Genomic DNA, 15,723 nt, shown 5'->3' on the forward strand with positions numbered 1-15,723 from the left:
ATATCAATGGAAAAACCTGTGGCACTAAAACTACTCAGCGGAAGCCCTTTTAAATCAATTGCTAAATTATTAACCGTCGGTATCTTTTTAGCAGGAATTGCTGGCTACCAGTTTTACATGCGCCTACTGCATGAGTTGCCCGACACCGCAACCTTACAGAACGTTGAATACCAAACTCCTCTCAATATTTACAGTAAAGAAAAATTACTCATCGCGCAGTTTGGCGGCAACAAACGTATTCCGCTGAAAATAGAAGAAGTCCCAAAACAACTGATTAATGCCTTTCTGGCTTCTGAAGATGATAACTTTTATCAACATCCTGGCGTAGACTACAAAGGGCTGGTACGCGCAGTTCTCCAGCTAGTACTAACGGGCAAAAAAAGCCAGGGCGGTAGCACCATTACCATGCAGGTTACCCGTAACTTCTTTCTAAGCAACGAAAAAACCTATACCCGAAAATTAAAAGAAATTATTCTGGCATTAAAGCTGGAGCGGGAATATTCAAAAAATAAAATCCTTGAGCTGTATCTCAACCAAATCTATATGGGGCACAGTGCTTACGGTGTGGTGGCAGCTACCCAGACTTATTATGGCAAGCCGCTCAACAAATTGTCTCTTGCCGAACACGCCATGATTGCCGGCCTACCGAAAGCACCCTCCGCCTACAATCCCATTACTAACGAAAAACGGGCGATTATAAGACGTAATTATGTGTTGCACCGCATGCTTGAGCTCATGATGATTACGGAAGATCAATACAAACAAGCCATTAAGCAACCGTCCACTGCCAAATTACAATACACCTCATCGGAAGTTTCAGCACCTTTTGTGGCAGAAATGGTAAGACAACAACTGTTTGAACAATATGGTGAAGGTGCTTATACCTCTGGCATGAATGTCTACACCACCATCAGCGCCTCTTTGCAAAAAACCGCCAACCAAGCCTTACAACATACCTTGCATAGTTATGACGAACGGCATGGCAACAAACCATCGCCACCGTCGGCTGCGGATAAAAGCACCAAATTCGCCGATCTTCCCATAGTGGGTGACACTTACCCCGTTACGATTGTAAGCTTAACTAATCAAAAAGCTACCGCTAGATTACAAAATGATTCCGTTATTGATGTGGCATGGAAAAACAGCCGAAGTGCTAATACACTGAGAAAAAATCTGAAAGTAGGTGAAATCACACGCGTACGCAAACTCAAGAATGACCACTGGGCCTTAACGCAAATTCCAAAAGTACAGGGCGCATTTGTCGCTTTAGATCCCGAAAATGGCGCTATTTTAGCGTTAGTCGGTGGCTTTGATTTTACCCGCAATAAATATAATCGCGCGACTCAAGCCAAGAGACAGCCAGGCTCTGGCTTCAAACCCGTTATTTATACGGCTGCGCTTGAACACGGCTACTCTCCCGCGAGCTTAATTAACGATGCGCCCATTGTGGTTAGAGATGCAAGCCAGGAAAATGATTGGCGGCCTGAAAATTACAGCAAACGTTTTTACGGCATGACCAGCATCAGAAAAGCCATCACCTATTCCAGAAATATTGTTTCTATACGCTTACTCAAGGAAATGGGCATTGATGCAGGCATTAAAACAGGATTGCGTTTCGGTTTTACAAAAGAGCAATTACCCAGAGGGTTATCGTTGGCATTAGGCAGTGGCCATGCCTCGCCGTTACAAATGGCCCGGTTTTTTGCCACCTTTGCCAATGGTGGTTTTCTTGTTGTCCCTTACTTTATAGAACACATCGAATCCAGTGATGGCAAAATTATTTTTAAAGCTAAACCAAAAATACCCTGCCCAACGTGCTCTGCAAAACAAAAATTAAAACCTACCCAAGCATCGCGGGTTATTTCCCCACAGATTAATTTTTTAATGAACTCCATGTTGAGAGATGTCGTCCAAAAAGGCACTGCAACGGATGCAAAAGTTTTAGGCAGATCAGATTTGGCTGGAAAGACTGGCACGACCAATGATCAACGCGATGCTTGGTTTAACGGTTTTACACCGTCAATTGCTGCCAGTGCCTGGGTTGGTTTTGATAACTTTACGCCACTTGGCAAACTGGAAACCGGCGGCGTAGCCGCATTGCCCATGTGGGTTGAATTTATGCGCACGGCGCTAAAAGGCACACCCGTCCAGCCGTTTATACCACCTAAAGGTATTATTAAAAAAGGAGGAGAATTTTACCAATCGGACTATTCGCCTAAATTGACAGGACAAATAGCAACCGCATCACAATCAAAACCAGTAAAAGCTGTTAAGAAAACCACAGCCACGCGTAAAAAATCAACATCATCATCGCCCAATAGCAATAGTAGCAGGCCATCTGCTGCCAAGCCAGTGGTTGAATCTTTGTTTTAACAAACGAAATTGTTTAAAAGCCGTTAACTACGTAACGTATAAGACACACTTGATTGAGCTTTGGGGAGGTGCGGATTTATCCATATTCATGCTTTATGGGTACACTAAACCACCACCAGCTAAAGCAGGTGGGCCATGCAGGTTACTAAGTAAGCACAGCAAGAGCTAAGGATAGCGCAATAAGCAGTCGTTAGCATCAAAATATAAGAGCATACGCACAAACAAAAGCGTACCTTTGAATAGTGGCATTACTGCGTAATCTACTGATATTTAATAAAATTTATTACTAACAAGACAGGATTTCTTGTCGAATCTCCAGCCCAAAAGAGCTGAATAAAGTGAGGTTATGCTTTGAGTGAGCGTTATCTAATGGGTATTAGATGCTCATAAAGATACTTAGATCCAATCCCGTAAGCACCTTAAAAAAAGATGCCAGAAATTGGATCTAGCCAAATCCAATTACTTTCCGTATTTTTTGCGGAATTTATCAACACGGCCAGCTGTATCAACAACGCGCTGCTTACCAGTATAGAAAGGATGGCAAGAAGAACAAACTTCTATCATCAAGTCTTTGGTTAAAGCAGAGCCAGTTACAAATACATTACCACAGCCACAAGTCACGGTAATTTGTTTATAGTTTGGGTGAATTTCTGGTTTCATATTACTTACCCACAAACGGGCTACACACTTATTGAAGAACCTCGTATAATACGGCTTACCCAATAAAATCGCAACCCCTTTTTTATGCGTATCATTAGTTTAAATGCCAATGGCATTCGCTCAGCTGAACGCAAGGGATTTTTCCCTTGGATGCAACAACAAAATGCCGATGTCATTTGTTTGCAAGAAACTAAAGCGCAGATAAGCCAACTGAGTGAAGATCCATTTTTTCCTAAGAACTATCATTGCTTTTACCATGATGCCGAAAAAAAAGGCTACAGTGGCGTTGCCTTATACTGCAAACAACAACCTGACAATATCATTAATGGCATTGGCCGCTCTGATTTTGATGCAGAAGGTCGTTTTATTGAGGCGCAATTTGGTAATTTAAGCATTATCTCACTGTACTTACCCTCAGGCTCTTCAGGTGAATTACGCCAAAACTTCAAATTTAGCTTTCTGGATTATTTCGCGCTTTTGTTACAGGAACGTGGGCTGAACGATAGAAATTATATTATCTGCGGCGACTGGAATATTGCCCACAAAGCCATTGATTTAAAAAACTGGCGTGGCAATCAAAAAAACTCTGGTTTTCTGCCGGAAGAACGCGCCTGGATGGATACTTTATTTGCAGGAGAGCAGTGGGTTGATGCCTTTAGGGTCGTCAATCAGGAAAGTGAACAGTACACTTGGTGGTCAAATCGAGGACAGGCTTGGGCAAAAAATGTAGGTTGGCGGATTGATTTTCAAATCGTTAGTGCAGCACTTAAGGACAAAATAACTGGAGCCAGCATCTACAAAGACGAACGTTTTTCCGATCACGCCCCGCTTATCCTTGATTACAATTTATAACTGATTAAGATTATTTCTCATTCCACGGCGCAACTTTAAACAACAGCAACATGCCCGGAATTGCCAGCCCAAAACAAATCAGGAAAAACGTTTTCCAGCCCAGCGCTTCCACCATATAGCCAGTAGCGGCATTGGCAAAAGTACGAGGCACCGCCGCCAAACTGGTAAATAAGGCAAATTGCGTGGCAGTGTACAAAGGATGCGTAGTGCGTGCTATAAATGCCACAAAAGCCGAAGTGCCTAAGCCAACACCTAATGCTTCAACACCAATCACCACCGCTAGCCATATCGGATCATGCCCCACTACAGCAAGCCAGGCAAAACCCAGTATAGCGACCATCTGCACTACGCCAAAAATCCACAAGGCACGGTTAATGCCTAAGCGAATCATCCAAATTCCACCCAATAAGCCACCAATCACACTTGGCCACAAACCGGCATTTTTGGCAATCAGGCCGATTTCGGTTTTAGTAAAGCCCAAATCCAGATAAAACGGGGTCGCAAGCGCAGTGGCCATGCTATCGCCAAGCTTGTAAAAAAAGATAAAGGCCAAGATCAATAACGCAGGCTTTAAGCCACGGCTACGAAATTCTTCAAATGGCTCAACCACCGCCGCCCTTAAGGTTTTAGGTGCGCCCTTAAGTTCCGGCTCATTGACAACAAGCGTCATAACAATGCCGGGTAACATAAACAAGGCAGTAATGATATAAACACTAGACCAAGGTAAATGATCGGCTAATACCAAAGACAATGCGCCCGGAATCAGGCTGGCAATTTTATAAGCATTCACATGAATGGCATTACCCAAACCAAGCTCCGCTTCTAACAACAACTCACGGCGATAAGCATCCAGTACAATATCTTGCGATGCACTGAAAAACGCTACAATTAAGGACAGATAAGCAATAGCCCATAAATCCAGCTTGGGATTCAAATAACCATAGGCCGGAATAACCAGCAATAACGCTATTTGAGCAATCAGTAACCAGCCGCGCCGACGCCCTAATGGTGGAATATAACGATCGAATAGCGGCGCCCAAAGAAACTTCCAGGTGAATGGCAATTGAATGAGCGCGAATAAGCCAATCGCCTTTAAATCCACGCCTTCGGTACGTAACCAGGCAGGCACCAAACTTATTAGAATATACAGCGGCAACCCAGAACTAAAGCCCGTGAATATACAAATCAACATGCGCCGGTTAAAAAGCACCTGCTTGATATTCATTTTGTCTGCCATGGAATGCCTCTAAGAACGGGGGAGATGGCACGAAACCACCGTGCTATGCGTAGAAAAATCGACTGACTAAACTTTATGAGTAGAAAAACTAACGCTAAACCCTAATCAGTTCGCATTGAATCGACGGATAAAACAAAATCGGGAACATGAAGTTCCCGATTTTATCCAACAAACAGCTTGACTGACGAGGTCAGTTTTTAAGCAAACCTCTTAACCATTAATCAAATAATGCGTAAGAATACTGGTAGCGTAACCTGCGGCAATCGCAGGTGTCCATTTCAGATGGCTAAAGAAGGTGTATTTGTGGTCAGATTGACCCATTAAAGCAACCCCTGCGGCAGAACCCACAGAAAGTAATGAACCACCGACACCAGCAGTCAATGTCACCAACAACCATTGGTATAAATCCATATCCAGATTCATGTTCAATACCGCAAACATCACCGGAATATTATCAACGATTGCTGAAATCAAACCGACCAGGATGTTGGCTGTTGTTGGCCCTAATGTTTCGTACATCGCGCCAGACAACAATTCCAGATAGCCGATATAACCTAAACCACCTACCGCAAACACAACGCCGAAGAAGAACAATAAAGTGTCCCATTCAGCATGACGGACTTTATTGAAGATATCGAAACCACCTTCGCCGTCGCCTTCAACACGAAATTTTATTTTCAGGAAATAGCCGTAGAACATTAATATAGACAAACCGACCATCATGCCCATAAAAGGCGGCAAATGCAGGACTTGCTTAAAGCTCACCGCAGTCGCAATTGTGCCTAAAAACAACGCACAAATAACAATAGCACCGGGCTTTAACTGTACAGCGTCTTCACTAGAGGCTTTAGGTTGCTCATCAGGCACTGCAAAATACATCACCGCCGCTGGCACCGCGTAGTTCACTAAAGACGGTACAAATAATTTAAAGAAATCGAAGAACTCAGCATATTCCGCTTGCCATACCATCAGCGTGGTAATGTCACCAAACGGACAGAATGCACCACCGGCATTGGCTGCAACCACTAGGTTAACAAAACCGATACTGACAAACTTCGCGTTATCAGAACCCACCGCCAACACCACCGCACCCACTAACAACGCCGCTGTGAGGTTATCAGCAACCGCTGATAAAAAGAACGTGATGACACCAGTAATTAAAAATAATTTACGGTAACCAAACTGTCTTCTAACTAGCCAGGAACGCAAGGCTTCAAAGACATTACGCTCAGACATGGAGTTGATGTACGTCATCGCCACCAGCAAGAACAGCATCAGTTCTGCATATTCTTTCAGGTTGTATTCAAACGCTTTGTGCATGTCTTCGGCAGAAACACCGGCTTGCGCTGCCAACACTGCCGCATGCGCCCAAATAATACCTGCCGCCAAAATAACCGGCTTGGATTTACGCAAATGCGTAAATTCTTCGGTCATAACAAAACCATAAGCAATGATAAAAATTAAGACCGAATAAATACCACGCTGCGTTCCAGTCAAACCAAGGCTCTCAAACTCACCGGCCATCGCAATTTCCGGCAATAACAAAACAAACAACAAAACGAATAACGATCGCACCACTTTCCCCTCTTAAACTTTTAGAATTATATAAACCCAAAACCACGCGTTAACCGCTGATTCTATCATTATAGAATAAATTTTGTCATTTTATGCCGTGCGGTATATCATGACTCGTTGTTATTAAATGAACTTAAACAGCCTCCCTGTAAAGCTAATCATGTATCAATACAACGAAATTGACCAAAAAATTGTAGACGAGCGCGTCGCGCAGTTTAGAAAACAGACCCAACGTTTTTTAAGCGGCGAACTATCCGCCGATGAATTCCGCCCATTGCGCCTTAGAAATGGCCTCTATTTACAGATCCATGCGCCGATGTTGCGTGTCGCAGGACCGTATGGATTATTAAACTCCAGGCAAGTACGTAAACTGGCGCATATTGCCCGCAAATACGATAAGGGTTACTGCCATTTCACCACGCGGCAAAACATCCAATACAACTGGCCTAAGCTTGAAGAAGTGCCGGATATACTGGAAGAATTGGCCAGTGTGCAAATGCACGCCATTCAAACCAGTGGCGCGTGTATGCGCAACACCACCTCCGACCATCTGGCTGGCGTGTGCGTGGATGAAATTGAAGACCCGCGCCCGTACTGCGAAATTATCCGCCAGTGGACGACCTTGCACCCAGAGTTTGACTACTTGCCGCGCAAGTTTAAGATTGCCGTCAGCGGCTCACAACGTGATCGTGCCGCCACCCAATTCCACGACATCGGTATCCATATCGTTAAAAACGAGGCGGGTGACGTTGGTTTTAAAATACTGGTCGGCGGCGGTTTAGGCCGTACACCGGTGATTGGCCAAGTGATTAAACCGTATCTGGAACAAGAACATTTACTCTCGTATCTTGAAGCCATCCTGCGCATTTACAACCTGTTTGGCCGTCGGGACAATAAGTACAAGGCGCGGATTAAAATTTTGGTCAGGGAAACTGGGCTAGAACAGTTTAACGACATGGTGGAAGCCGAATGGCTACGCATTAAAGACGGCATGGAACTGAGTGCTGAACGGGTAGCCGCGGTAAAAGCCCATTTTACACCGCCACCTTATGAAGCCAATGCCGACCAAAACACCGGCTTTGCTGAGCAACTGGCTAACGATAAAGCTTTTGCCACCTGGCATAAATACAATAGCGCGCCGCATAAAGTGGCGGGCTACCAAGCGGTGTATTTATCGTTAAAAGCACCGGACACACCGCCGGGCGATATGACTGACCAACAACTCGATGCGGTGGCTGATCTTGCCGACCAATACAGCTTTGGCGAAATCAGGGTCACCCACCGGCAAAATCTGGTGTTTTCTGATGTTAAACAAGGCGACTTGTTTGCGCTGTGGCAACAACTGGACAGCTTAAAACTGGCCACGCCCAATATCGGCACGGCCACCGACATGATCTGTTGCCCAGGCCTGGATTTTTGTTCTTTAGCTAATGCAGGCTCTATCGGTGTTGCCAAAGAAATCAATGAAGCGCTGGATGACATGGATTATTTGCATGACATCGGCGAATTGAAAATCAATATGTCCGGCTGTATGAACGGCTGTGCGCACCAAAGTGTCGGCCATATCGGCATCTTGGGTGTGGATAAAAAAGGCGTGGAATGGTATCAAATTACCTTGGGTGGCTCGTCTGAAAATGAAGCAGCCATTGGTGAGCGTTTAGGGCCTGCGGTAGCAAAAGATCAGGTTACCAACACCATCACCACTATTTTGGATGTTTACGTTAAGCAACGCTTGGAAGATGAACCGTTTTTAGACATGGTCAACCGCGTAGGCATTACACCTTTTAAGGATCGGGTTTATGCAACTCATTAAAGACAATAAGATTATTGATAACAGCTGGCACTATGTTGCCGAAGACAGCACACCCAGTGCCGGTGACATCACCGTATCTTTGCCACGTTGGGAAGCTGAAAAGGCGCAGCTGTTAAATCATACCGGCAAACTGGGCGTACGCTTAGTGCCTGGCGATGCGTTGGATACACTGGCAGCGGATTTGGAAAATATTCAACTGATTGAACTGGATTTTCCAGATCTTGCAGATGGCCGCTTGTTTTCTTTAGCCTGGATGCTGCGCAGCCGCTATGGCTATCAAGGGGAACTGAGAGCCACCGGTAGCTATGTAGCCGAACAGGTATTTTATTTATCACGCGTGGGTGTTAATGCCTTTGTTCCGCAAAAACCAGACGATTTACCCGCAATTTTGTCATGCTTAAATGACTTCAGCGCCCACTATCAGGCTTCGATTAATTAGCCGAAGCCTTAAGCCAGCAAAGTATCTTCAGGGTACTTTGATGGCTGAGCCGCGTAAACGCTAGCACATCAAAGTGCCAAAGCGGGTTTCCGCCCACACTAAACCAACCTTAAACTTGAGGCTTGGCATTCCCAAAGCTTGGCCAGTAAACTTGAATAGCTATTCAGTGCATCTTTAATCGAAATAATATCAAAGCAATCAATGTATAAATTTAATTGCGCGGCATAATTCACTACTAAAGCAAACTGATACTGCTGCCCGATAGCAAAAATGTGTTCCGCAAACCGAGTTACGTCAGAAATGTTGTTATTTTTAGCGCAGCGGGAGCATTCCAAGCTTAATTCCTCCAGCTTTTCCAATACCTCAGGCAAACAGGCTTTTTCTTGCGAGGATAACGTTATTGTTTTATCGACAGCCAATACCGTTTCTTGGCTATCAAACAATAAAAAACGTAAAAGCTCAGCCATCAATTCACTTTTTAACACCGGCTTACGCAAATAACCATCAAAATTTTCGCTTCTTAACCGCTCAAATTGATCCACCATAACTGATGCAGTTAATGCCACAATGGGCACTGATGAAAATGACTTGATCGTCTCTGCGGCTTGATAACCATCCATAACCGGCATTCTAATATCCATTAAAATTAAATCGATTTTTTTGCGCCGCGCTAGCAGCACAGCTTCAAGACCATTGTCTGCTTCTAAAGTAACCAGGCCCGTTTCCGAAAAATTTTCTTTTAACAAGCGTCTATTATGGGCAACATCATCAACAATCAAAATAACCGCAGGATAAAAACGAATTTTATTGTACGGCAAACTGGGTAAATTATTCGGGACTATCGCTTCAGAAGAAATGCCAACGTCATATAAATTAACGGTAAATGTTGAACCCTTCCCTACCTTACTTATCAAGGATATTTCGCCGCCCATCATTTCCGTCAAGGCTTTACTGATTGATAAACCTAACCCAGTGCCACCATATTTACGCACATCCTGGCCTTGAGACTGCTCAAACTCCTGAAAAATAACGCATTGCTGATCGTCTGATATACCCACACCGGTATCTTCCACCGTTACGCAAAAATCAAGCTGGTCACTGCGTTGATTGTCACAGCTCACTTTAACGCGCACATATCCCGACTCGGTAAATTTAATGGCATTGGCAATCAGATTGAAAAAAATCTGCCGTAACCGGGTAGCATCCAATAATAAATTTTCGGGTAATCTAGGATCGATATCCAAAATAAAATCGAGCTTTTTTTCACGTACGCCCATCATGAAAATATTACCTAAATCGGTAAATAAAGCATGCGGATTGCAGGGTTTTTTCTCGATATTCATTTTCCCGGCTTCAATTTTGGACAGGTCGAGAATATCATTTACCAAGGCTAATAAATTAAGCCCAGCCGATTGGATGGTTTGTACAAAGGACTTAAGTTTATGCTCCTTAATTTGTTCATTTAATAATTCAGTAAAGCCAATAATGGCATTCATAGGCGTACGAATTTCATGGCTCATGCTGGACAAAAATTCAGACTTTGCCCGATTGGCTTGCTCTGCCTGCTCCTTGGCTTTTTCCAGAGCGCTCTCTATTTTTTTTCGTTCGGTAATATCCCAATTTACGCCAGTTATCCTAATGCCTTGGTTATTGTCCATTACCAATCTGGCGCCACTGTAGATGGTGCGGATGCCGCCATCTGCCTGCACAATACGATATTCAATATGGTCTTGCCCACCTTGTTTTTGCATTTTTGCAATAGATTGATAGACCAGTGAATGATCATCCGGGTGAACTTTACTTAACCATTCTTCAAATAAAACCTGGGGTTTTTTAACAAGCCCAACAATATCAAACATTTTATCGTCAAAAATAAAGGACGGCTGTTCATCCCACTTCAACTCCCATACCCCCAGAGAGATTGCTTCCGCAGCTAAAGCAAAACGTTCATTCAATAACACCACTTCTTGTTCGCTCTTTTTACGGCGGCTAATTTCATTGGTCAATCGGCGTATCCAGTAAAAAATAAGTGCCAAAATCACCAAAAAACACGCCACAATTTGCGCGATTAATACATAGTTTACTTTTTCGATAAATCTATCTTTACCCCAGGCATCGCGGATTTTTTGTTTTTCACTTTGGCTAATGGTATGCAGGGCCCGGTTAAATAAAGGCACCAAAGGCGCAAACTCTTGGGTCATGCCAAAACCCAGCTCTGTCTTAAAGTCGGTTTTACCCACAATACGCACATTGTTAATGCCTAATTCAGCCATATCGTAACTGGCTTGGGCCAACGTACAGAACAACGCATCATATTGGCCTGTAGAGACGGCAGTTAAGCCATCCGGCACATTATTAACCCGTTCAAACTTTACGGGAGTATACGATACGTTACTGTAATCTTTTACAACCGCTAATTTAAGCTGTTTGATTTGCTCGATACTGTCTACATAATCCGCATCCGAGCGCATTACAATAACAATAGGGCTAGTAATATAAGAGTCTGTAAAGGTCAACTGTGGCATGGTGTTATCAATCGTTTTTGACAACACATCAATTTCGCCCTTCTGCAATTTTTCTAAAGATTCCCGCCAAGATTGTGTCGGTACGATAACGATTTTGATGCCTAACATTTGTCCAATCAACTTCAGGTGCTCGGCAACGATACCCACATAATGACCTTGATTATCAAAAGCCTCGTAAGGCAACCAGTTAGGATCGCCTGCAAAACGCACGACCGGATGCTGTTCCAGCCATTTTTTTTCACGCTTGCTCACAATAACAGACGGCACGGCGGTATTGCGTCTATTCAGTATGTCATTTTTGCTGTGCAGATCTCTTGTCTCAGGTATGGCATTTAACAATTTTTGAAACATAGCGGCTAGCATGGGTTGCTCATGTCGTAACTCATTGCTGAGTAATTGCAACTCCTTTTCCGCCAACTCCTTAACAGAAATAAACTGCGCTAAAACGCTTTTCTTTATCAGATAATGCGTTTTAATAACCGTATCAATAAACTGTTGGGCTATATTTTGCACTGAAATTAATGTGTGAGTAACCGTCACTTCAAATTTTTTCAGCTCTGGATAGCGGATTTTTTTAGTCTCATAATACGGCAACCACGCCGTCTTTATTTCAGTCGTTACATTACCTAAAGCATTGACTAATATACTTTGGGGCACAAATAAACAACGCAATAAAGGCTTACACGTTTTAAGATAGGCTTCGAGCTTAGTCGGTTTTTTATCCGGATTAATCCGCGCTTCTGTAGAATTACGTTTGGCAGGTATTTTTACAGCGCGCTTACGGGGCGTATCGCTTGTGGGATCATTTTGTTGCTGGCTTTCATCATCGAAAAACGCTGAAACTTCTTTTGTGTCATTGTTAACAGGCCACTGTAATGCAGTGTGGGCTTGGCCATCAGTCGACGCTATAACATCACTGCAAACCGGACTAACAAACACCGCAGCAACAAGAAATATTAAAATAAGCTTAAAAAACAGCGACAAGGACGGATTTAGCAAAATATCTGTAACCTTCAAACCAAGGTAGTCAATTAACCGATTAACTGACTAAAAAATAACAATATTTTGATCATAGCTGATTAAATATTCATTAGGGATTAACAATAGTAATAAATTCATCTAGATGTTCTATAAAAATATCAACTAAATCAGGATCAAATTGTGCTCCACGACGTTCCTTAATGTATTGCACCACATCATCCATAAGCCAAGCCTGCTTGTAGCGCCGAGAATGCGTTAATGCATCAAACACGTCCGCCAAGGCAATAATACGACCATAAATATGAATATCTTCACCTTTTAAACCACGAGGATAGCCTTTACCGTTCCATTTTTCATGATGCTCATGCGCAATAATAGCGGCCGCCTTTATTAATTTTCGATCAGAATACCGCAGCAATTCAAAACCATTGCCCGCATGTTTTTTCATGATTTCAAAATCTTCTTCGCTATAGCGACCCGGCTTATTCAAAATTTCAGCAGGCACTGTCAATTTGCCAATATCGTGCATAGGCGCGGCATGATACAAAATCTCAATATCATCATCGGTCATGCTTTTATGGTATTTTGCCAGCAAAGCTGCAATTTCCGAGACGCGTTTGATATGCTTACCGGTCTCATCGGATGTTGATTCCATCAACTCAGTAAGAATATAAATCATTTCTTTCTGATTATCTTCTAACTCGGTCAACAATCTGAGTTTTTCATATTTTGCTTTAGTCTTCAGCAAAATATTGTGATATTTCAATAACTCTTTAGCCTGGTAAAGTTCGATATGCGTTTTTACCCGCGCCAGCAACTCATTTGCATAAAAAGGCTTGGTAATATAATCAACAGCACCGTTTATAAAACCTTTTGATATAGAATCAACATCGGTTTTTGCTGTTAAGAAAATAATTGGGATATCCTTGGTATGAGAATTAGCCTTAATTTTCTGGCACGTTTCAAAACCGTCTATACCCGGCATCATGATATCAAGCAATATCAACTGAAACTGTTCCGGCTCGTCTCTAAGCAACTCCAGAGCTTCAGTGCCACTGTTGGCAAATGAAAAATCGTAGTTATCTTCCTTGAGGATATTCATCGCAATACGAATATTATCGACCACATCATCAACAATCAGGATTCGATCGTTTTTAATCATTAACAATATCTACCTTTAGTGATGTGAGTGACTTACACTGTAAGACACCGTATTTAGATTTTTAGAACAATTACAAGGTAATTCAAGGCTTGTCAGTATAAGGATGCTCCGCTCTAACACCATTATCAGGCTGAAGAACGTCACATCGTGTGCATATCTAGCATCACAAAACCCTGAAATGATATTTTAGATTGCCAAACATTACAGACTCATAGCGCAGACCGGCAGATAAGTATCCGCACCTGTAGCAATAAACAAGCATTTGACCCTGAAAAAATATTACCTAAAGTTGCTATTGCAATAGATGACAGTCACAACATCACTTACACATGCACAATGTTTTAAGCATCTCATAACGCTGTTTTATCTGTCAAGCTGTAAAAATTACGGATTGTCTGTAAACATCTAGAGCACATTATTTGTGGTTTTTTTTGACACCTAAACCGGTGCCTTTCGTTGTCATTTACAGCGCGGACATATCCATAATTACATAACGCAACAGCGGCTGAAACAATACCGTTATTTGCAGTTTTTAGGCGATAATCGTTATCGCAAAAATTAACGCAACCCTTAAACTACGATTTAGTGGCATGAAAACGACAATTTTTAATAAATACTCCTTTAATTTACTGGGCCTTGTGGTGTTAATGCTAACTACCGTTAGCTGTGTAAAGTCCAAAGACATCCAAAAATTAAGTGGCAATGCTCAAGGCACAACTTATCACATCAGTTTTTGGAGCCCCAAAAAAATTGATCTGAAGGCGACGGCTAAAAATATTGAAGTTGAATTCGCTCGCATTGACAAACAATTATCCAATTACAGGCCCGATTCCGCTATTGAGCAATTTAACGCTATGCTCAGCGACCAGCCCCAAACCGTAGATACCGAAATTGTCAGTTTAATTGAACAAGCTCGAGCGGTGAGTATTGCCAGTAATGGCTGTTACGACCTGACCATTAAGCCGTTATTCGAATTATGGGGTTTCACTAAAGAAGCATTATCTCCACCGACTGAGGCGACGATTAAAGCGGCTATGAACAACGTTGGCCTTGGGCAGTTAGAACATCTGGATGCCAATCATTTACGCAAGCACAATCCCGATTTAAAAGTCGATTTGTCTTCCATTGGTCAAGGTTATAGCGTTAGCCGCATTACCAGCTTATTGGAACAACAAGGCATTAAAGATTATATGGTAGAAATAGGCGGCGAATTACAGACGCGCGGACAAAAGCCGGAGGGGCAACCTTGGCGTATTGCCCTGGAAAAGCCATTATCGGGTGAGCGCACTTTGCATAAAATCATTACCATCCAGCGCACCACACCCCTAGCCATTATGACTTCTGGCACGTATCGGCATTATTTTGATGTTGACGGTAAACGTTACAGTCACATTCTGGATGCGCGCACCGGCAAACCTGTTACCCACACCACCGTATCAGTATCCGTACTGCACACCGACCCAACATTGGCAGATGCGTGGTCTACAGCCTTATTGTGCCTTGGCAAAGATGAAGGCATAAAAGCAGCCAATAAAGCAGGCATTGCCGCGTTATTCATTGAACAACAAGGCGAAGAATTTAATGAATTTTCTAGTGATGGCTTGGCCAAACTGGAGCAGGTTTCAATCAAATAGCCCTTACACCCCGCCAGCTAAATACGATAAACAGGATGGAGAGATGCTGAAACCATCCTGCGCTCCATTTTGCAACTTGATTGTCCCATAACCCTAATGAAAACCTATGATCAGCCGTTACAAAACCATAACGGCTGGTATATCAATCGGCATTTATGATAATGCGCCGACCTTATGCTCAACAAATCTCACTAATGCGCCTACCGTCTCAAAAACTGCGGCATCAATCTCATCATCTTCGACAATAAAACCGTAGTGTTCTTCAAGTGCAGTCAATATAGAAACAACCGCCATAGAATCCATTTCAGGAATAGCGCCTAACAATGGCGAGTCCATCGTCAAATGATCAATAGTATCGGGAGATTGCAAAACTGAACTTAAAACATTTTTAACATCATCAAACACGGGCTCAATATCCTGGAAAATTAAAAGTAGATGACGACACTATCCATTACTTTGAAAAATATTGTCA

The 15,723-nt window shown here is 42.9% G+C and carries 11 protein-coding genes; 5 read left to right on the forward strand and 6 right to left on the reverse strand.

Annotated elements, in window-relative coordinates:
- Positions 1–18 precede the first annotated feature (18 nt).
- Positions 19–2,373 carry a penicillin-binding protein 1A gene (locus ACHZC4_RS00470; RefSeq protein ID WP_394751770.1) on the forward strand — a complete coding sequence of 785 codons (2,355 nt, stop codon included), beginning with the start codon at positions 19–21 and terminating at the stop codon, positions 2,371–2,373.
- A 459-nt stretch (positions 2,374–2,832) separates the two neighbouring features.
- On the opposite strand, the gene rpmE is transcribed toward ACHZC4_RS00470, so the two are convergent.
- Positions 2,833–3,033 carry a 50S ribosomal protein L31 gene (rpmE, locus tag ACHZC4_RS00475; RefSeq protein WP_394751772.1) on the reverse strand — a complete coding sequence of 67 codons (201 nt, stop codon included), beginning with the start codon at positions 3,031–3,033 and terminating at the stop codon, positions 2,833–2,835.
- An 84-nt stretch (positions 3,034–3,117) separates the two neighbouring features.
- Between rpmE and ACHZC4_RS00480 the strand changes: the two genes are divergently transcribed.
- Positions 3,118–3,885: an exodeoxyribonuclease III gene (locus ACHZC4_RS00480; protein ID WP_394751774.1), complete on the forward strand. Its 768-nt coding sequence runs from the start codon at positions 3,118–3,120 to the stop codon at positions 3,883–3,885.
- A gap of 10 nt (positions 3,886–3,895) precedes the next feature.
- Here the strand turns inward: ACHZC4_RS00480 and ACHZC4_RS00485 are convergent, their stop codons facing one another.
- Both ACHZC4_RS00485 and nhaD read right to left on the reverse strand, forming a co-directional pair.
- Complete coding sequence (locus ACHZC4_RS00485) at positions 3,896–5,122, reverse strand: AmpG family muropeptide MFS transporter (protein ID WP_394751776.1); 1,227 nt, start codon at positions 5,120–5,122, stop codon at positions 3,896–3,898.
- A gap of 210 nt (positions 5,123–5,332) precedes the next feature.
- Positions 5,333–6,646 carry a sodium:proton antiporter NhaD gene (gene nhaD, locus ACHZC4_RS00490; RefSeq protein WP_394751806.1) on the reverse strand — a complete coding sequence of 438 codons (1,314 nt, stop codon included), beginning with the start codon at positions 6,644–6,646 and terminating at the stop codon, positions 5,333–5,335.
- 211 nt (positions 6,647–6,857) lie between these two features.
- Here nhaD and ACHZC4_RS00495 point away from each other — a divergent pair, with 211 nt between their 5' ends.
- Both ACHZC4_RS00495 and ACHZC4_RS00500 read left to right on the forward strand, forming a co-directional pair.
- Positions 6,858–8,510 (forward strand): nitrite/sulfite reductase, encoded by a 1,653-nt coding sequence (locus ACHZC4_RS00495; RefSeq protein ID WP_394751777.1) that lies wholly within the window; start codon positions 6,858–6,860, stop codon positions 8,508–8,510.
- Complete coding sequence (locus ACHZC4_RS00500; protein WP_394751778.1) at positions 8,497–8,949, forward strand: DUF934 domain-containing protein; 453 nt, start codon at positions 8,497–8,499, stop codon at positions 8,947–8,949. The genes ACHZC4_RS00495 and ACHZC4_RS00500 overlap by 14 nt, the downstream gene beginning before the upstream one ends.
- A gap of 98 nt (positions 8,950–9,047) precedes the next feature.
- On the opposite strand, the gene ACHZC4_RS00505 is transcribed toward ACHZC4_RS00500, so the two are convergent.
- Positions 9,048–12,473 (reverse strand): ATP-binding protein, encoded by a 3,426-nt coding sequence (locus ACHZC4_RS00505; protein ID WP_394751779.1) that lies wholly within the window; start codon positions 12,471–12,473, stop codon positions 9,048–9,050.
- A gap of 91 nt (positions 12,474–12,564) precedes the next feature.
- A complete protein-coding gene (locus ACHZC4_RS00510; protein ID WP_394751781.1) occupies positions 12,565–13,617 on the reverse strand; it encodes an HD domain-containing phosphohydrolase in 1,053 nt (350 codons plus the stop codon).
- A 590-nt stretch (positions 13,618–14,207) separates the two neighbouring features.
- Here ACHZC4_RS00510 and ACHZC4_RS00515 point away from each other — a divergent pair.
- Positions 14,208–15,251, forward strand: a complete 1,044-nt coding sequence (locus tag ACHZC4_RS00515; RefSeq protein ID WP_394751782.1) for an FAD:protein FMN transferase — start codon at positions 14,208–14,210, stop codon at positions 15,249–15,251.
- A gap of 153 nt (positions 15,252–15,404) precedes the next feature.
- Here the strand turns inward: ACHZC4_RS00515 and ACHZC4_RS00520 are convergent, their stop codons facing one another.
- Positions 15,405–15,656, reverse strand: a complete 252-nt coding sequence (locus tag ACHZC4_RS00520; RefSeq protein ID WP_394751783.1) for an acyl carrier protein — start codon at positions 15,654–15,656, stop codon at positions 15,405–15,407.
- Between the last annotated feature and the right edge of the window lie 67 nt (positions 15,657–15,723).

It is taken from the genome of Crenothrix sp. (assembly GCF_043729335.1).
Classification (GTDB): Bacteria; Pseudomonadota; Gammaproteobacteria; order Methylococcales; family Methylomonadaceae; genus Crenothrix.

Bases quoted from the DNA above. Each gene is read 5' to 3' on its own strand.
- ACHZC4_RS00480 (WP_394751774.1), top strand. From the start codon at position 3,118: ATGCGTATCATTAGTTTAAATGCCAATGGCATTCGCTCAGCTGAACGC.
- ACHZC4_RS00485 (WP_394751776.1), bottom strand. From the start codon at position 5,122: ATGGCAGACAAAATGAATATCAAGCAGGTGCTTTTTAACCGGCGCATG.
- ACHZC4_RS00515 (WP_394751782.1), top strand. From the start codon at position 14,208: ATGAAAACGACAATTTTTAATAAATACTCCTTTAATTTACTGGGCCTT.
- rpmE (WP_394751772.1), bottom strand. From the start codon at position 3,033: ATGAAACCAGAAATTCACCCAAACTATAAACAAATTACCGTGACTTGT.
- ACHZC4_RS00500 (WP_394751778.1), top strand. From the start codon at position 8,497: ATGCAACTCATTAAAGACAATAAGATTATTGATAACAGCTGGCACTAT.
- ACHZC4_RS00495 (WP_394751777.1), top strand. From the start codon at position 6,858: ATGTATCAATACAACGAAATTGACCAAAAAATTGTAGACGAGCGCGTC.
- nhaD (WP_394751806.1), bottom strand. From the start codon at position 6,646: ATGGCCGGTGAGTTTGAGAGCCTTGGTTTGACTGGAACGCAGCGTGGT.
- ACHZC4_RS00510 (WP_394751781.1), bottom strand. From the start codon at position 13,617: ATGATTAAAAACGATCGAATCCTGATTGTTGATGATGTGGTCGATAAT.